Source organism: Segatella intestinalis, from assembly GCF_029348455.1.
In the GTDB taxonomy this organism is placed as follows: domain Bacteria; phylum Bacteroidota; class Bacteroidia; order Bacteroidales; family Bacteroidaceae; genus Prevotella.
The window spans coordinates 134,938-151,757 of record NZ_JARJVV010000003.1; the positions used below are offsets into that span (position 1 = coordinate 134,938).

15 protein-coding genes and 1 pseudogene are annotated in these 16,820 nt (G+C 46.4%); 11 read left to right on the forward strand and 5 right to left on the reverse strand.

Annotation, left to right across the window (positions count from 1 at the left end; translation table 11 throughout):
• The first annotated feature begins 280 nt into the window (after window positions 1–280).
• From P3T48_RS02695 to P3T48_RS02705, 3 genes are read left to right on the forward strand one after another with little or no spacing between them, the layout of a single operon-like run.
• Window positions 281–1,018: a (Fe-S)-binding protein gene (locus tag P3T48_RS02695; protein WP_022252285.1), complete on the forward strand. Its 738-nt coding sequence runs from the start codon at window positions 281–283 to the stop codon at window positions 1,016–1,018.
• Window positions 1,015–2,388: a lactate utilization protein B gene (locus P3T48_RS02700; RefSeq protein WP_276505532.1), complete on the forward strand. Its 1,374-nt coding sequence runs from the start codon at window positions 1,015–1,017 to the stop codon at window positions 2,386–2,388. The genes P3T48_RS02695 and P3T48_RS02700 overlap by 4 nt, the downstream gene beginning before the upstream one ends.
• Window positions 2,385–2,963 carry a LutC/YkgG family protein gene (locus P3T48_RS02705; protein WP_276505533.1) on the forward strand — a complete coding sequence of 193 codons (579 nt, stop codon included), beginning with the start codon at window positions 2,385–2,387 and terminating at the stop codon, window positions 2,961–2,963. The genes P3T48_RS02700 and P3T48_RS02705 overlap by 4 nt, the downstream gene beginning before the upstream one ends.
• A gap of 482 nt (window positions 2,964–3,445) precedes the next feature.
• Here the strand turns inward: P3T48_RS02705 and crcB are convergent, their stop codons facing one another.
• Together crcB and P3T48_RS02715 are read right to left on the reverse strand one after the other, a co-directional pair.
• A complete protein-coding gene (gene crcB / locus P3T48_RS02710) occupies window positions 3,446–3,823 on the reverse strand; it encodes a fluoride efflux transporter CrcB (protein WP_276505534.1) in 378 nt (125 codons plus the stop codon).
• Between the two features lie 14 nt (window positions 3,824–3,837).
• Window positions 3,838–4,755 (reverse strand): radical SAM/SPASM domain-containing protein, encoded by a 918-nt coding sequence (locus P3T48_RS02715; RefSeq protein ID WP_276505535.1) that lies wholly within the window; start codon window positions 4,753–4,755, stop codon window positions 3,838–3,840.
• A 235-nt stretch (window positions 4,756–4,990) separates the two neighbouring features.
• Between P3T48_RS02715 and P3T48_RS02720 the strand changes: the two genes are divergently transcribed.
• From P3T48_RS02720 to P3T48_RS02735, 4 genes are read left to right on the forward strand one after another with little or no spacing between them, the layout of a single operon-like run.
• Window positions 4,991–5,191 (forward strand): hypothetical protein, encoded by a 201-nt coding sequence (locus tag P3T48_RS02720; protein ID WP_276505536.1) that lies wholly within the window; start codon window positions 4,991–4,993, stop codon window positions 5,189–5,191.
• Window positions 5,192–5,230: 39 nt separating this feature from the next.
• A complete protein-coding gene (locus tag P3T48_RS02725; RefSeq protein ID WP_276505537.1) occupies window positions 5,231–5,770 on the forward strand; it encodes an RNA polymerase sigma factor in 540 nt (179 codons plus the stop codon).
• A gap of 4 nt (window positions 5,771–5,774) precedes the next feature.
• On the forward strand, window positions 5,775–6,131 hold the full coding sequence (locus P3T48_RS02730) for a hypothetical protein (RefSeq protein ID WP_276505538.1): 357 nt from the start codon (window positions 5,775–5,777) through the stop codon (window positions 6,129–6,131).
• 37 nt (window positions 6,132–6,168) lie between these two features.
• A complete protein-coding gene (locus P3T48_RS02735; RefSeq protein WP_276505539.1) occupies window positions 6,169–6,645 on the forward strand; it encodes a hypothetical protein in 477 nt (158 codons plus the stop codon).
• Between the two features lie 51 nt (window positions 6,646–6,696).
• Here the strand turns inward: P3T48_RS02735 and P3T48_RS02740 are convergent, their stop codons facing one another.
• The 3 genes and pseudogenes from P3T48_RS02740 to P3T48_RS02750 form a co-directional block, all read right to left on the reverse strand.
• Window positions 6,697–7,836: a DUF3810 domain-containing protein gene (locus P3T48_RS02740; RefSeq protein WP_276505601.1), complete on the reverse strand. Its 1,140-nt coding sequence runs from the start codon at window positions 7,834–7,836 to the stop codon at window positions 6,697–6,699.
• 323 nt (window positions 7,837–8,159) lie between these two features.
• Window positions 8,160–8,825 (reverse strand): M15 family metallopeptidase, encoded by a 666-nt coding sequence (locus tag P3T48_RS14315; protein ID WP_346429593.1) that lies wholly within the window; start codon window positions 8,823–8,825, stop codon window positions 8,160–8,162.
• 36 nt (window positions 8,826–8,861) lie between these two features.
• Window positions 8,862–9,332, reverse strand: a pseudogene (locus P3T48_RS02750) (Lrp/AsnC family transcriptional regulator); the annotation flags it as partial.
• 222 nt (window positions 9,333–9,554) lie between these two features.
• Between P3T48_RS02750 and P3T48_RS02755 the strand changes: the two are divergent.
• The 4 genes from P3T48_RS02755 to P3T48_RS02770 all read left to right on the forward strand — a co-directional run bounded on the left by P3T48_RS02755 (window position 9,555) and on the right by P3T48_RS02770 (window position 16,793).
• Window positions 9,555–10,670, forward strand: a complete 1,116-nt coding sequence (locus tag P3T48_RS02755) for a 5-methyltetrahydropteroyltriglutamate--homocysteine S-methyltransferase (protein ID WP_217758584.1) — start codon at window positions 9,555–9,557, stop codon at window positions 10,668–10,670.
• 658 nt (window positions 10,671–11,328) lie between these two features.
• Window positions 11,329–11,895 (forward strand): RNA polymerase sigma-70 factor, encoded by a 567-nt coding sequence (locus tag P3T48_RS02760; RefSeq protein ID WP_276505540.1) that lies wholly within the window; start codon window positions 11,329–11,331, stop codon window positions 11,893–11,895.
• A 101-nt stretch (window positions 11,896–11,996) separates the two neighbouring features.
• Window positions 11,997–13,004 carry a FecR family protein gene (locus P3T48_RS02765; protein WP_276505541.1) on the forward strand — a complete coding sequence of 336 codons (1,008 nt, stop codon included), beginning with the start codon at window positions 11,997–11,999 and terminating at the stop codon, window positions 13,002–13,004.
• A gap of 306 nt (window positions 13,005–13,310) precedes the next feature.
• Window positions 13,311–16,793: a SusC/RagA family TonB-linked outer membrane protein gene (locus tag P3T48_RS02770; protein WP_276505542.1), complete on the forward strand. Its 3,483-nt coding sequence runs from the start codon at window positions 13,311–13,313 to the stop codon at window positions 16,791–16,793.
• Window positions 16,794–16,820: the final 27 nt, after the last annotated feature.

Here is a 16,820-nt window from a genome sequence, read left to right on the forward strand (position 1 = left end):
ATCTAATGCTTAGGATTGTATTTGGGTTGTTTAGGTCAAATACACTATTTCTGGATGCAAAGTTACATCATTTTTTTGACTTTTGCAAATTTCTTTGCCTATTAAATAATATCAATAATAATATTTTTCTTTTAAGAATGTTTTGAGTTTGTGATATTTTTATTACTTTTGCAAACGTTACAGAAAATATACCCGACTTTCGTTGGGTGGAGAAGTACATACGAAACTTCCGTACATATACAAGACATAAAATTTATAGCAAAAAGATTCTTATACAACAATGAAAGTCGGATTATTCGTCCCTTGCTATGTAGATGCGCTTTATCCAGAAGCGGGTGTGGCTACATACAAGTTGCTCAGACATTATGGGCTTGAAGTGGGATATCCAGAAAGACAAACCTGTTGTGGTCAGCCGATGGCAAATGCTGGCTTTCAGGACAAGTCTATGAAGGTGATAGAAACCTTCGATGATATCTTCAAAGATTATGACTACATCGTGGCACCTTCTGCCTCGTGTGCAGCCTATGTGAGAGTTTATTACCCTAAGATTTTGGAGGGCAAGCACGACTGCGTGGCATCAAAAAAGATTATGGACATTGTGGAGTTTCTGCACGATGTGCTCAAGGTCGACCATGTGCCGGGTAAGTTTGCCCATGTGGTGAGTGTACACAACAGTTGCCATGGCGTGAGGGAGTTGGGACTTTCCTCCCCCTCAGAGCAGCATGTAGCTCCTTTCAACAAGATCATCGACCTGTTGCAGATGGTTGAAGGAATCACCATCCACGAGCCCGAGCGCAAGGATGAGTGCTGTGGCTTCGGCGGCATGTTCTCTATCGAGGAGCCTGCCGTGTCCACACGAATGGGCGAGGACAAGATTCGTCGCCACATGGCTACAGGTGCCGAGTATGTGACCGGTCCCGACTCTTCGTGCCTCATGCACATGGCAGGCATTGCCAAGAAAGAGAAGATGCCCATCAAGTTTATTCATGTTGTACAAATACTATCTGCAGGACTATGAGTACAGAACATTCCAAGAGAGCTGCGAAGTTTACGCAGAACGTAGAGAAGACCACCTGGCACGACAACACCTTCTGGTCGGTGCGCCAGAAGAGAGACAACATGGCGCAGCAGTTGCCCGAATGGGAAGACCTTCGCGAGCATGCGTCAGAAATCAAGAAACATACCATCACCCATCTGGCCGATTACCTCGATATGTTCTCCAAGAATCTGGAGAGCCGTGGTGTCAAGGTGCACTGGGCAAAGGATGCACTGGAGTTCAACGAGATAGTGCTCGGTATCCTCAAGGATCACAACGTGAAAAAGATGGTGAAGTCGAAGTCGATGCTTACCGAGGAATGCGAGATGAATCCTTACCTCGAACAGCATGGCATTGATGTGGTGGAAACCGACCTGGGAGAGCGCATCATACAGTTGCTGCACCAAAAGCCCAGCCACATCGTGATGCCCGCCATCCACCTGAAGCGTGAGGAAGTGGGAAGAATGTTTGAGGAGAAAGGCATCTCCAAGGAAACAGGCAACTACGACCCGACATACCTGACCCGCTGTGCCCGTCATCATCTCCGCGACCAGTTTATGGAGGCAGGAGCCGGAATGACAGGCTGCAACTTTGGTGTGGCAGCCACAGGCGACTGTGTGGTATGCACCAACGAGGGCAATGCCGACATGACAACCTCCATGCCCAAGCTCCACATCGTGGCAATGGGTATAGAGAAGTTGGTTCCCGACTATCAGTCTTTGGCCGTGTTCCAGCGCCTGCTTTGTCGTTGCGGTACAGGTCAGCCCACCACCACTTATACCTCCCATTTCCGTCAGGCCCGTCCAGGCGCCGAGATGCACGTGGTGCTGGTAGACAATGGAAGAAGCGACATCCTTGCCGACAAAGACCACTGGCAGACGCTGAAGTGCATGCGTTGTGGCGCCTGTATGAATACCTGCCCCGTCTATCGCCGTTCGGGAGGATACAGTTACACCTATTTCATCCCCGGACCTGTCGGTGTAAACCTGGGCATGCTGAAGAATCCACAGCAGTATGCCGACAACGTATCAGCCTGCACCCTGTGCCTGTCATGCGACAATGTCTGTCCTTCCAAGGTAGGACCAGGCTCGCAGATCTATTTATGGCGTCAGAATCTGGAGAAGCTGGGCAAGGCCGACCCCATCAAGAAAGCCATGTCCAACGGAATGAAGTATCTCTTCGATCATCCTTCGCTCTATACCACGGCCCTGAAGTTTGCACCCCTTGCCAATCTTGTGCCAGAGTGCTGTACACACTTCAGCCGTCTGAATGCATGGGGCATCGGACACGCCATGCCCAAGTTTGCGAAGAAATCGTTTCATCAATTATGGAAGGAGGGGAAAGTAAAATGAAAAAAGAAGAATTGCTGAACAAACTGCGTAAGAATACGCACGTTCAATTCGATATGCCTGCCGTGGAAGTGAAGGGCATCCAATACGAGGATACTTTGAGACAGTTTGTAGAGATGACAGAGTCAGTGGGTGGACACGTGATAGAGGCCAAAGAAGGCGAGAGCCTTGACGAACTGGTGAAGAGAGCATATCCTGAGGCAAAGGTTTTTGCCTCTCATCTTCCAGAGATAACGATAGCTCAGAAGAACCCCGATACGGTGGCAGAGGCCAACGATCTGAATGGCACGGATGTGGGAATAGTTCGTGGAGCATTGGGCGTGGCAGAGAACGGCTGCGTCTGGATTCCACAGACGATGAAAGAGAAGGCCGTGCTTTTCATCTCCGAGTATCTCGTCATCATCTTGGAGAAAGATAAGGTGGTGAACAATATGCACGAGGCTTATGCCCGTATTGAAATGGATCCGAAGTACAACTTCGGCACATTCATCAGCGGTCCTTCAAAGACTGCCGATATAGAGCAGGCACTCGTCATGGGAGCACAGGCTGCACGAGGTGTGACGGTAGTGCTCGTGTAAGCAGGGGATATAATAAGGTACTCAACTTTCGCAAATGGGGAAGTTAAAGAAGTTAAGGGAAATTATCACTCTCTTCGGTCGTTTGGGAAGTTAAGGGACAATAGCCTTTTTTGTTGTATTTTCAGCTATAAAGCATTTGTCTTTAACTTCTCTAACTTCTCCATTAGTAAAAAGTAAGGTGTTTTACTCCATCACCTCCCAGAAACTCTCGGGGAGGCTGATGTTATTTATCTCCTTTGCCTCCTTGAACAGTGGGGCGATGTCCTCTGGGTCAAAGCCGGCAATGCCGCAAACGATGGGTGTTACCAGGAACTGCTTCTCGGGATGCTGACTCCTCTGTTCTCATATCGTTTGCGATATTGTTTTAATTGTTTGCAAATATATAGTTTTTTGAGGAGAAAAGGGTTTCTTTGCCCAATTTTTCTCCTATTTAAATATTATAAGACAAATGTAGGGGAAAAATTAAGCAGAGAATCATTTTTTCAGAAAAACTTTGCCAACTGATGTCCAGCCATCACGGCGATGAGGCCAAGGATGAGGCTGCCGAAGAGATAGAACATCATGTAGAGATATTGCTCATCCTTCATCAGCGATGAACCTTCGTTCATGAAGGTGGAGAAGGTGGTGAAGCCACCGCAGAAGCCTGTGGTGAGCAGCAACTTGGTGGAGGGATTCATCCATCCGCCGCCATTCCACGAAATGCCGGAGAGAAATCCGATGATGAAGCAGCCCAACACGTTTACTGTCATGGTGCCGAAGGGGAAAGCTATGAGGCTGCACGACTGCACCATCTTGGAAATCCAATATCTCAGGCCGCCTCCAAAGAAGCTGCCTATGCTTACGATTAATACTTCTTTCATGTCTGTTTTTTGTCTTATATCTGTTTTCTTGCTTTACCTCGGAAGCTGTTTCGTGCCAGTGCCGACTCGCAGTCGCGGCAAAGTGCTTCCGAGGCATGATGATGTTTGAAACCCTCTATCAATGCCGTAGCCCTTGGCGAGGAGAGAATATCTTCGAGCGACTGATGGAAGAGGTTGCCCAGCACGACATCGCCGTTATGGTCGAGGCAGCAGGGCACGAGGCTTCCGTCTGCCAGCACACCTATCTGCTTGATAAGCGCCTTGCAGAACACCTCTCTTCCCTTGACGTTACTCTTGTCTTCCTCGCTGTTGCCTGTTTCCTGTCCTTCTTCTTTGTTGTCGAAGTTGGGCCACTCGAACTTTCTGTCAAACTCCAAGTAGAGATTGTCGCTGAGGCGGAATCCGTCGGGACGCTCTTTCCAAGGCTTAGGCACGTACTTCTCGATGAGGCTCATCACCTCGTCGTTCTCTTGGTCCATGCCTCCTTGGTTCCATAGGCGCAACACCATACAGGTGCCTTTGGCTGCTGCCTGAGTGGAGAAGCGCATCACCTCGTCCATATAGTCGGACAGTCTGCCGTGTGCATTACTCTCGTGCGAGTGGACAGAGAGTTGAATCTTGTGGGGCAGCGTGTCTAAGAGTTCCATGGCCCGATGCAGGAGGGTGCCATTGGAGGTAAGCACGGTTTTGAAACCACGCTCTCTTGCCAGAGTGATGAATTGTGGCAGCAGAGGGTGGAGCAGGGGCTCTCCCATGAGATGGAAGTAGAGGAAACAAGCCTTGCCTTTCAACTTACTGGTGAGCAAGTCGAACTCTTCTGCCGTGAGCTGTCTCTTCGCTCTGTTGTGCTTGGGGCAGAAGTGGCAGTTCAGGTTGCACGTGTTGGTTATTTCTATATAACAGCGGTCTATCATACTTCTGTAGTCTGTCATGATTTTCTTTGTTGTCACTCATGAAGTGTGGTGCAAAAGTAACAAAAAATAGTCATTCGTGGGCATTTTGTCTCTTCAAAAAGTAAAAAAGCATTATTTTTTGCATTTTTCTCACTTTTTATTTTTACCTTTCTGCCTCTATAAGGTCTTATCAGTGTAACGTTTATCAAAACGGGCCCGTTTGAAGGACGTGAGTGAGGTAATATGAGTATTCACCCTATAAAAAATGAGAGTTATGAATGCAATATTCGATTTGAAGAAAACAATGATAGTTGCCCTTGTGGCTTTGGCTTGTAGCACAGCTTCTGCCCGTCCCGGACACAATCGTATGCATCGCCATCATGTGCGTCCTGCCGCAACCGTTGTGGTAAAGAAATGTGGATGCCCCTGCAAGAAGCACCACAAGCATGTGAAAAGAGTAAGATGTTGGAGATAAAGAAAATGAGAAGCGACAAGCCATAATATTGACACACCTATGAGAGCGGACGACAAAGACATAGTAGAAACGCTGAAGGCATGTCCTGATAACGGGTTTCGCATGCTGATGGCTAAATATCAGGAAGCCGTCTATTGGCACATACGCCGACTGGTGGTATCGCACGATGATGCACAGGATGCCTCGCAAGAGACATTTGTGAGAATCTATCGTTCCTTCGACCAGTATCGTGGCGACAGTTCTCTTCGCAGTTGGATCTATCGTATTGCCACCAACGAGGCTTTGCGGATCATCGGCAAGCGGAGGCAGGAAGTTGTCTCTATGGAGGCGGAAACCACAGGAGTGGCACTTCTTGCTGCCGACAACTATATAGACTACGGAGACAAGGTGGCGGTGAAATTGCAGAAGGCCATTCTCTCGCTTCCACCCAAGCAGCAGCTGGCGTTCAATATGCGATACTATGATGAGTTGGGATTCGACGAAATCGCCCGTGTGGCTGATTCCACACCAACCAGCATCAAGGCATGCTATCATGTTGCCAAAGAGAAAATTATCAAGTACATGAATTCAAATGATTAAAATTATGGATACAAAGTTCGATTTCAAACAGGTGGGCAAACGTATGCCTTACTCTACTCCAGATGGCTTCTTGAAGGACATGGAGTCAAACATCCTTGAAGCTGTAAAGAACGACACTTCCCAGCCTGTTGTCGTGGAGCAGAAAAAGCGCCCGGTCCTTAAGGTGATATGGAGTGCAGCCCTGGCTGCAGCTGCATCGGTGGCTTTGCTCTTTGTTGTCAATATGGACTTCTCTGCTTCTCGCTCCTCACAGGCAGACAGCGATTTGCAGGCTGTAGATCAGGCTTTCGCTCAGTTGTCGTCTGCCGACCAGGCTTTTCTCCTGGATGCTTACCAGGATGATGTGTTCCTTAACAATTGACGAAAAACAGTAACAAACATATTAAAATTTTGAAGGTATGAAAAAGTTATTAAGTATCATGTTCATGGCTGCTGCCATGCTTACATTCAGTATCAGTACGTCAGCTCAGGCTCCTACTAAGAAGCAGCGCATCTCTCGCGAGCAGTTGGCTGAAAAACAGGCACAGCACATTGCCTACGACCTGGCTCTCGATGAGAAGACAAAAAGTCAGTTTATTGACACTTACACCCAGTGCCAGAAAGAGATATGGGCTCTTGGACCTCGTCCCCGCCGCAACAGGGGAGGCTCTGAGGCGCAGACCGAGCAGCAGATAAAGCAGCGTTTCGAGATGAGCGAGAAGATTCTCAACATCCGTCAGAAGTATTACAAGAAATACTCTCAGTTCCTTACTCAGAACCAGATACAGCGTGTCTATGAGATAGAGCGACAGATGATGAAGCGCTTTGCGCAGAAGGGTAAGCAGAATGGAGGCAAACCTGGGGCAAGAAGAGCGCCAAGAGGTGGCAATATGTAAGATGCTGAAAAAATGCGAAAGTAGAACAAAAAAAATATCGGCAGCATTGGCTTAATGGGCAATGCTGCGATCTTCCCATGCCAATATCAGGGCGACAACACCCGAATAGCTTTTTCTGCCTTCAGAAACGTTGTTGCCCTTGAGGTAAAGGTCGAAGACGAAGTCTTGTGCAGCATCAAGCACCTTGCTTCGCTTGCTGAGCCAGTAGTGGCGGTCGTCCTTTGCCAGCCGGATGATCTCGGGCCGGATATGGTTCAGGAATTTCTCTCCCTCCTTTTCGCCTAAGATATCGAAGACATTGTGGAGCACATGGAAGAAGATGTGGTAATATCCGCTGAACCTTACTGCTTGGTTGGTTGATGAAGTGCAGACAATATAGCTGTAGAAGTTGGCTTCGCCCTCATGGGCTATTCCTAAGAAATGAGCATATTCGTGTGCATAGATGGCGGGATAGTCGTGGGGGCGAATGTCGCCGTTGAGGGTAAACTCGCAGAAGAAGGGTGCCATGCTGCCTGTTACACCAACCATCGAACTGAAGGGTGTGAACACCATCGTCTTGGCATGGGGATGAGGATTGAAGGGAGCATTGATGCCTTCTCGTTGTCCCATCTTCTCATATACATTCAGAATCGCATCACTCACTCTTCGTTTCCACTCTTCACTTTCCTGTTCTTCACTCTTCACTCTTTGTTCTTCACTCAATAAGTTGAGGCTGTCGGCGTAGCGATAGGCAAACTCGCGTAGCTTGTCCTTATCTACTTCTGCTGGTTTCATGCCTGTGCGCTGATAGATGTTGGGCTGCGAGTAGTTGAGTCCCCAGGTCATGTAGAACCATACGTATATCCACAGCAGATATTCTGCCACTCTTCCCCACACCGTCTTTGTCTTGGGATAACTGTTCCCTTTAGCTGCCAGGAAGGCGTAACGGCGGGCAAGTCGTTTGCGAAGGACAATCTCGTAGAGAGGATAAAGAATGACCCATGCGATGCTGAGGGCGATGAAGATGTCGCCTATGGCAAACGGGAAAATGCCCGAAAAGGGAGATAGTATTCTCCCGATGGTGCTGTATATATATAAGGTGTAAATGTAGCCTAAGTATGGGCTCCACTTAATGACGAGAACGAGGACGAGCAACGACAGGAGCAACCAGTGTCGCCATCTTAGTCGGTTGAAAGTATTTGATAGTTTCATGCGTGGCTTGATAATGAGAATTTTCATATATATTACAATGCTGCAAAAATACACAACTTTTCTGAATTATTGACAAGGTGACTCTGTTTTTTTCCTATATTTGCAATCACAAAGCAGATTATTAACTTTAACATATAGGAGGGTGGATTATGAAAAAGTCATTAGAAGCATTCGAGGCAAAGAACCTGGAGTATGAGAACATCTACAACGAAGAAGATGATCGTAGAGAATATAATTCTATTTGGTACAACTAAGCATCTTGTTTGAAGCTTTTACCCACGTGCTGTTGAATTTCTGATTCAGAGTGCGTGGGTAAAATTTTGTTATTTCTCGAAGTGCTGATAGTCTTTGCTGTGCTTCCAGTCGCCACCCCATCTGAATCCTTTTTCCTTGAAAAGGCGATAGCATAAGTCGCCCCTTTGAATCATGTATGCGTGTTTCTTACTGCGGTCGAGATAAGGACGGGCTGTGGCTGGTTCTGTTACGGTCTTTCCGTTCTTGAGCCTTTTGTGGTAGGGGTTGTAGAGGGTGTTGATGTCTACAGCCATTCCTCTGCCGTGCTTTGATACGGTGTGGGTATGCGAGATAAACCTGAAGTTAAAGCACGATGAGTTGTTGGCTCTCATGGCCCGTTCGTCATCTGCGTTCCAATAGTCGATGAGCCGCATTCGTTCTATCGGATATTTTGCCCGGTAGAGTTTGTACAGAATGTCGAGCACATCGTTGGCTATGGCTTTGTTGACCACCATTTCTCCCACAATGCTCCTGCCTTCCTTGTCGGTGTGCAGGCAGCGCAGATAGCGCAACTCGCTTCGTGGCACAGTACAATTCTTCTTGTATGTTTTTCCCTTCATCATGCTGAAGATGTTGTCGGGAATGGGCACGGCATAAAAGTAATGTTTTTCTCCCTTTTTGCTGATGCTTTGCTCTGTGACAGTCTCGCCTGGGTTCTGTGCTTTCAAGGGCATACAGAACAGCGAAGAGAGCATGATGCACAGAAGGAGGAGTGTCTTCGCCAACAATCTGCTTGCCGGGATGTAATGCGAGTCTTTTATTTCGCCAATGACGATGATACTGTGAAGACTGCCTATGCAGTCAATGTTGCCGAGGGTGTTGAGCATGAAGTCCTGATAGTCTTTCATGTCGTGTGCATACACTTTGATCTGAAAATCATAGTCGCCCGTGGTGTTGTAGCATTCCGTTATCTGGTCTATGTTCTGCACGGTGTCCATGAATTGCTGTATCAGGTCGTGAGTGTGCTGCTTCAGTCGGATATTGCATAGCACGATGACGTTGTGCCCCATCTTGTGATGGTCGACGATGGCTCCATATCGCTGTATGTATCCTTCCCGTTCCAGTCGTTTCTGACGTTCAAAGGTAGGCGAGGGCGAAAGGTGTACTCTTGCTGCAAGTTCCTTGACGGTGAGCCGGGAGTTCTGTTGCAGCAACTTCAGTATCTTGATGTCTATGTCGTCGAGTTTTTCTTCTGTTGCCATAATCTATTCTTCTTTAAATGTGCATTTTTTACAGAATAATATTCTGTGTATCGATTATTCTAACTGCAAAGTTAGCATATTTTTCTGAATTATGAAGAATATTTGGCGGATAAAATTCTTCTTTCTACCTTTGCAGCCGAAAAAGAAGCATTTCTGCCGTCAGTGGGGCAGGATGCAGACAGTCATCATTACACATAATATTAAAGAAAGGGAAATAAAAACATGAGCAACGTGAGAAATCAACATTTTGAGGCAGTGGGCAGCTATTTGCGCCCAGCAGAGTTGAAGGAAGCCAGAGTAAAGTTTGCCGAGGGACAGATTTCGGCAGTAGAACTTCGTCACATTGAAGACCGGCTTATCACAGAAGTGGTCAGACAGCAGAAGGCGCACGGATTGCGCTATATTACAGATGGCGAGTTTCGTCGCAGCTATTGGCATCTCGACTTTATGTGGGGATTTGGCGGCGTAGAGCACATAGAGTTGGATCATGGTTATCAGTTTCATGGCGAGGAAACCACGAAAGGCTCCCTCCGTCTTACAGGAAAGATAACAGGCGAGAACCATCCCTTCATCAAAGATTTCTTGTTTGTGAAGCAGTTTGAGGAGGAGGGCGTAGAGGCCAAGCAGACTGTACCGGCACCGGCACAGTTTCTGGCAGAACTGTTCCGAGGAAAGAATGCCGAGAACACCCGTCAGTTTTATCCCAATACCACAGAACTGATAGAAGACATTGCCAAGGCCTATCGCACATTCTTCCACGAGATCTATGCAGCAGGCTGTCGAACTGTACAGTTGGACGACTGTACCTGGGGCATGATTGTAGATGACGATTTTTGGAAGTCGATGGCAGGCACGGGCTTTACCCTGGAACACGAGGCCCTGCAATATCTGAAGGTCAACAACCTCTCCATAGAGGGAAAGCCCGAGGGGCTGACCGTCAACACGCACGTGTGCCGTGGCAACTATCATTCATGCTATGCCACGAAGGGCGCCTACGATGCTGTGGCTCCTTATCTCTTTGCCCGCGAGGATGCCGACACCTTCTATCTTGAATACGACGATGAGCGTTCGGGTGGCTTCGAGCCTCTGCGGTATGTGGCTGAAGGCAAGAAGGTGGTTCTTGGTCTGATAACCAGCAAGTCGCCTGTGCTCGAGGACAAGGCCACAGTCATAGCCCGCATTCATGAGGCGGCGAAGTATCTTCCTCTCCAGCGTCTCAGCCTGAGTCCTCAGTGTGGTTTTGCTTCTTGCGAGATAGGCAACAAACTGACAGAGGCAGAGCAGTGGGCCAAGTTGGATCTTGTGCGAGAAATCGCCGAGGAGGTTTGGGGAGCGTGATGCTTCCCCTTGTCTTGCAAAATCATCCGGGGCAATGACGTGTTCTTACAGCGCAAGCCTAACACAGAAATAAAATGTATGTTTATACAGTATATTCATACAAGAATTGCCGAAAAACGGCTTCTCAGTTGGGAAAATGAATCTGCCCAACTGGGGAAATAATTTTTCCTAACTGAGAAAAAATTTTTTCCGCAGTTAAGTGCAGTATGCTTTTCACGCTGCATTTATACTGAACTTTCGCTTATCAGGAAGTTAAAGGAGTTAAGGAGTTAAAGGAGTTAAGACGTATGTCTTGCTGCTTAAAAACTACGCCAAAAAGACTGTTGTCTTAACTCCTCAGCGACCATAGGGAGCGATAACTCCTTTAACTCCTTAACTTTACTTGAGTATATATATATAATAAGGTGTAAAGAGTAGAGGAAAACAGAAGCATTATCTTCTCCTTGTTTTGAGGTATCATAGCATAGGGCTGAAACATTTAGTCAAGAGAAATGAGTCGATTATTTTGTAAAAGTGAAAAATAATCCGTTAAAAGCAAAAAAATGTAATTGATAATTTGTTTTATATCATCTTTTTGTTTACCTTTGCGCACAAGTAGTTCAGTACGTGAGTCTATTGTAAGGTAAATTACCTTTATTTACGACACTCAATAGGCTTCATGGTTAAAGATGATATTACGATGCAGACAGAAAAAGAAGAATCGTATCAAACGATATTTAAGAAATATTATCCCCCCATGTACTATTATGCCAGACGTATAGTTGGGGAGGATGCTGCTGATGATGTAGTTCAAGAGGGTTTTCTTGAATTATGGAATCGCATGGATATCTTAGATACAGATAGCCCTCAGATAGAATCCTATCTTTACAAGACTATATATTCGAGGGCATTGAATTTCTTGAAGCGTTACAAGAAAATCAGTACGGCTGCCATTGAGGATATTAACGAAATGCGTATGGCGTGTTACTTCTCGTCCGATGGTAACGGAGAGCATGACATGGAGACAGCCGAACTAAGTTTGAAAATCAATCGAGCTATTAGCGAACTTCCAGATAAGTGTAGAGAGATTTTTGTATTGAGTTATCTGAAGGATATGAAAAATAGCGAAATAGCCTTGATGATGAATGTCTCGGTGCGTACGGTGGAAGCCCATATCTACAAGGCACTGAGGACGCTTCGTTCCCGATTAGGCACCATATTTTTATTTTTCTCGTTATTTTTTTAATAAATGAGTAAGTGTTTTCTCTACAATTATTGTTATGATATTTATAGAATTATAATAGGTATATAGAATCATTAATATTTAAGAAAGAGATTATGCAAGATATGGATATGATTAACGAAGAGTTGAAAGCTAAATTCTTGGCAGGAGAATGTACTGAGGAGGAACTCCTACAGATAAAAGAATGGCTCAAAAACTCTCCACAAGATAAAGAAGAAATTTTCCGGATGGAAAAGATGAGCGATAAGCTCAAGGCGCAGTTTATGCCCAAATCACAGATACGACAGGCTGAAGAAAGATTGATGGGTTGTATCAAGGAACAGGAGGCAGAACAGGAAGCTGAGCAAGAGGCAGAGCATCGTGCTCATGTCATAAGCTTGTGGCGTCGTGCTGCAGCAGTAGCTGTGGTATGTGTATTGTGCGGTATGGCTTGGCTCTATTTGCAGCACAACACATTGCGCGGTATGCAGATGCAGTTGGTAATGACTGGTGCCGACAACGATACCACGCTCGTCTTGCCCGACGGAACTAAGGTTTGGCTCAACAAGCAGTCTGCCCTCAAATATCCTAAAGAGTTTGATTCCGACAATCGTGTAGTAGAAATCGAAGGTGAAGGTTATTTCGAAGTAACCAAGAATCCTCATCAGCCCTTCATCGTCGAGAGCGAAGTGATGAGCGTAAAGGTGCTTGGTACGGTGTTCAACTTTCGTATAGACAAGCAACAGCAGCGAGCCACGGTGAGCCTTCTTGAAGGCAAGGTGAAGGTGGTAGGCAACCACGATGAGGGAACCATCGAGCTGAAGCCTGGTCAGAAAGCCTGTGTCGATGCTCGTTTGGGTAACTTGACTGTTTCGGAGAACGATGTTTACCAAGATGCGATGTGGCATGAGCGTAAAACCGCTTTCAGCAATGCCAATGTCAGCGACATCGCCAAGTTGTTGGAGAAGATTTACCACATACAGGTAGTAGTAGACCCAGCCATTGATCAGACCAACACCTATTCGGGTGTTATCAAGGAGAAGGAAACCATCGACTCAGTATTGGATTTGCTCCAAAACACACTGCCGATACACTATAAGGTGAAAGGTAATAGGGTTTACCTCATCAAGTAGACTACACCTTATTATATATAGAGAGAACTTTCGTATGTAGGGAAGTTAAGGAGTTAAGACGTATATCTTGCAGTTTTAAAACTACTCCAAAAAGACTATTGTCTTAACTCCTCAGCGACCGCAGGGAGCGATAACTTCTTTAACTCCTTTAACTTCTGAACGTGCGAAACTTGAATATAAAAAGAACACTTATTCAAAAAAAGTTATTTTTTGAGTAAGTGTTTTTTTGTTTTTCGATGTTATATAAGTGAAATTTATTAACAACAATACAGGTAGTTAACGACCTAACGACTAAAAACAAAGATTATGACACATTGGTATCATTTACAAAAAACAAAAACCGCAGCAGTGGCCTTTGCGCTGATGTTGCTTGCTGGTTCTTGGACAGCTGCCAAGGCTCAGGTTACGTTGAATGTTCCTCAGACCACATTGGGAACAGTCATCAAGCAAATCCAGAAACAGTCTAAGTATCAGTTCACCTATGACGACAACTTGGCTAAGATGCAGGTTAATGCTGTTTCGGTCAAGAATGGTAAGGTGGAAGACGTGTTAGACAAGCTTTTGCACAACAAGAATGTCACTTATGTTATCAAGGATGGCATTATCTATCTGAAGAAGACAGAAACACCAACCTCCCCTAAGAAACACCAGCCTCGCCAGAAGCGTACATACAAAGGTACACTTCTCGATGAGAACAAAGAACCACTTATTGGTGCGGCAATCTTGGTGAAAGGCACCACTCAGCGTGCGGTGACTGATATGGATGGTAACTTTATCATCGAGACCGATGAACCTTCTCCAGTGTTGCAGTTCACCTACTTAGGTTACAAGACCATGGACATCGCTGCCAAGGAAGGCCATGCTGTAAATGCTCAGATGCTTCCCGACTCTCATTCGCTCAACGAGGTGGTTGTTACAGCTCTCGGTATCAAGCGCGAGAAGAAGATGTTGGGTTACTCTGTACAGGACGTTAAGTCTGATGCTCTTAATACCACTGGCGACCCTTCTGTAACAGGCGCTCTGGATGGTAAGGTCGCTGGTTTGCAGATGAATACCGCAAGCACAGGTCTTGGCGGTTCTACCAAGATCACCATTCGTGGTAACTCTTCACTCACCGACAACAACCAGCCTCTCTGGGTGGTAGATGGTGTGCCTTTCACTGACAACCAGAGCTCTGATGCTTCTGCTTATGGTGGTTACGACCGTGGTGGAACGTCACTCGACCTCAACCCTGAGGACATCGAGTCTATCTCTGTGCTCAAGGGTGCCAACGCCGCAGCCCTCTATGGTTCACGTGCAGGTAATGGTGTTATCTATGTTACTACCAAGAAGGGTAGCCACAAGCAGGGATTTGGTATCACTTACAATGCCAACTTCACTTGGAGCACAGTAGCCGAGACCATTCCTATGCAGAAGCAGTATGGTCAGGGCTCAAGGGGCGCTACCGTTTATAAGGAAGGTGAGGATGGCAGCAAGACCTTGTCAAGCGAGTTGGCTTTCGGTGCTCCTCTTGATGGTAGATTGGAGCCTTCTTTCTTGGGTGAGAACATCGCTTACAGATATTATGGTGATAAGTTGAAGGATTATTTCAACACAGGTTTCTCACAGTTCCACACTGTAGCCCTCGGAAACTCTAACGAGAAGGGACACTTCCGCCTCTCTTTGGGTTACAACGACAATAAGGGTCTTTTCAAAGACGAGACACTCGATAAGTTGATTGTCGACCTCAATGCTGGTAGAACCATCAACAAGTATCTTTCTACCGATAGCAAGATTTCTCTTTCTCGCATGAAGGCGGAGAACCGTCCTATGTCTGGTTTGAATGGTGAGGTGGCTCAGTTGCTTTTGATTCCTGGCAACGTTCGCTTGCAGGATCTTCAGACCTATACCACCGACGACCAATTGCACCGCAACTGGTTTGGTCCTGATATGCAGTATGCCAACCCATACTATGTGCGTCATCGTTTCCAGAACTGTGATGAGCGTTGGCGTGCCTTCGGTTACTATGGTGCCAATGTGAACATCACCGATTGGTTGAAGTTCAACGCTAAGTATGCTTTCGATTATTATCGCACTCGCATTCAGACCTCTGACTTGAGTTTGGGTAACTCTGCTGTCAGCACACCTGGTAAGCACTGGAGCGAGATTGTTACCGATGACAATATGAGCCGTTCGGAGGAAAACAACTTCGAGCACAACATCTCTTTCCTCTTCTTGGGTGATAACCAGATTACTAAGGACTTGCGCTTGGGTTACAACCTCGGTGCCAACATCATGTATCAGAAATATGAGGTGCTGGGTGCATCTACCAAGAACATGCTCGAGAAGGACAACTGGATTTTCAATACAGGTTATCAGTTGACAAGTGCCAGCGAGAATGGACATGAGCGCTCTATGTACTCTGTTTTCGGTTCTCTGCAGTTGGCTTTCCGTGAATATCTTTCTTTAGACCTCACAGCACGTAACGACTGGTCGTCTACTTTGCCAAAGGACAATCGCTCGTTCTTCTACCCAAGTGCCAGCTTGAGCTACATCTTCAGCGACTTCATGCGCTCTATCGAGCATCCGCTGCCTGCATGGGTGACATTTGCTAAGACTCGTCTGTCTTTCGCACAGGTGGGTAAGGATCCTAACCCATACAACCTCTATAACACACGTCGCTATACTTTCGAGAATGGTATTCGTGTACCTATTCCTCAGACTGTTAAGATGAACAACAACCTGAAGCCAGAGATCAAGTCTTCATTCGAGTGGGGTCTTGAAATGAAGTTCCTTGAGAACCGTTTGGGCTTTGACTTCACCTATTATTATACGAAGACCAAGAACCAGGCTATGCTCGTTGATGCTTCTGCACCATGGTCACAGCAGTGGGTGAATGCAGGTAAGATTACCAACAAGGGTGTCGAGCTGATGCTTTATGGTACACCTGTCAAAACCAAGGATTTCAACTTCGACTTGACCATGAACTTCTCTAAGAACATCTCTCGTGTAGACGAGTTGGCTAATGGTGTAGATCATATCTACTTCAATGGCGATAGCAACATGCCTGTCAAGGTAGGTGCACGTGCAGGTGGCAAGTTGGGCGACATCTATGCCAACAACCTTCTCAAGCGCGATGCCAACGGCCAGATGATTATCGGTGAGGACGGTCTTCCTATGCCTGTTACCAGTGCCGATGCAGGAGGTAACTTGGAGCAGTATATCCTCGATCATCCTATCGGCAACATCGAGCCTAAGCTTCTCATGTCAGTTACTCCAAGCCTTAACTATAAGGGCGTTAGCCTGACAGCTATGTTTGATATGCGATTTGGTGGCGAAGTAGTCAGCGTGTCAGAAGGTATGGCTACATCAGTAGGTACTTCAGAGCGCACTGCTTATCGTGGTGAGTACAAAGAACTCAATGGTGTTAAAGACTACTATATGGTAGCACCTGGTGTAACAGCTGATGGTAAGCCTAATACCAAGGAGGTTAGTGCACAGGCTTACTACTCTCACATCGGTTTGTATAAAGCACAGAAGGGTTTTGCTGAGATGTTCGTACACAGCGCATCTTACATCAAGTTGAAGGAACTCGCTTTGGGTTACAGCTTGCCAAAGAGCTTGTTGAGAAAGACTCCTCTCACCAATGTGAAGTTGTCATTCGTAGCTCGCAACTTGTGCTTCTTGCTCAAGCATACACCAGGCAACCCTGACGGAGGTTACGACACCTCTATGTTCTCTCAGGCCCTCGACTTCGCTGCCGTGCCTTATACTCGTACATTCGGCTTCTCAGTCAATGTAGCTTTCTAAATCCTATTACATTTACATCAAACAGAT

Bases quoted from the DNA above. Each gene is read 5' to 3' on its own strand.
- P3T48_RS02705 (WP_276505533.1), top strand. From the start codon at position 2,385: ATGAAAAAAGAAGAATTGCTGAACAAACTGCGTAAGAATACGCACGTT.
- P3T48_RS02725 (WP_276505537.1), top strand. From the start codon at position 5,231: ATGAGAGCGGACGACAAAGACATAGTAGAAACGCTGAAGGCATGTCCT.
- P3T48_RS02700 (WP_276505532.1), top strand. From the start codon at position 1,015: ATGAGTACAGAACATTCCAAGAGAGCTGCGAAGTTTACGCAGAACGTA.
- P3T48_RS02730 (WP_276505538.1), top strand. From the start codon at position 5,775: ATGGATACAAAGTTCGATTTCAAACAGGTGGGCAAACGTATGCCTTAC.
- P3T48_RS02720 (WP_276505536.1), top strand. From the start codon at position 4,991: ATGAATGCAATATTCGATTTGAAGAAAACAATGATAGTTGCCCTTGTG.
- P3T48_RS02755 (WP_217758584.1), top strand. From the start codon at position 9,555: ATGAGCAACGTGAGAAATCAACATTTTGAGGCAGTGGGCAGCTATTTG.
- crcB (WP_276505534.1), bottom strand. From the start codon at position 3,823: ATGAAAGAAGTATTAATCGTAAGCATAGGCAGCTTCTTTGGAGGCGGC.
- P3T48_RS02765 (WP_276505541.1), top strand. From the start codon at position 11,997: ATGGATATGATTAACGAAGAGTTGAAAGCTAAATTCTTGGCAGGAGAA.
- P3T48_RS02735 (WP_276505539.1), top strand. From the start codon at position 6,169: ATGAAAAAGTTATTAAGTATCATGTTCATGGCTGCTGCCATGCTTACA.
- P3T48_RS02715 (WP_276505535.1), bottom strand. From the start codon at position 4,755: ATGACAGACTACAGAAGTATGATAGACCGCTGTTATATAGAAATAACC.
- P3T48_RS02695 (WP_022252285.1), top strand. From the start codon at position 281: ATGAAAGTCGGATTATTCGTCCCTTGCTATGTAGATGCGCTTTATCCA.
- P3T48_RS02760 (WP_276505540.1), top strand. From the start codon at position 11,329: ATGGTTAAAGATGATATTACGATGCAGACAGAAAAAGAAGAATCGTAT.
- P3T48_RS02740 (WP_276505601.1), bottom strand. From the start codon at position 7,836: ATGAAACTATCAAATACTTTCAACCGACTAAGATGGCGACACTGGTTG.
- P3T48_RS02770 (WP_276505542.1), top strand. From the start codon at position 13,311: ATGACACATTGGTATCATTTACAAAAAACAAAAACCGCAGCAGTGGCC.
- P3T48_RS14315 (WP_346429593.1), bottom strand. From the start codon at position 8,825: ATGCTCTCTTCGCTGTTCTGTATGCCCTTGAAAGCACAGAACCCAGGC.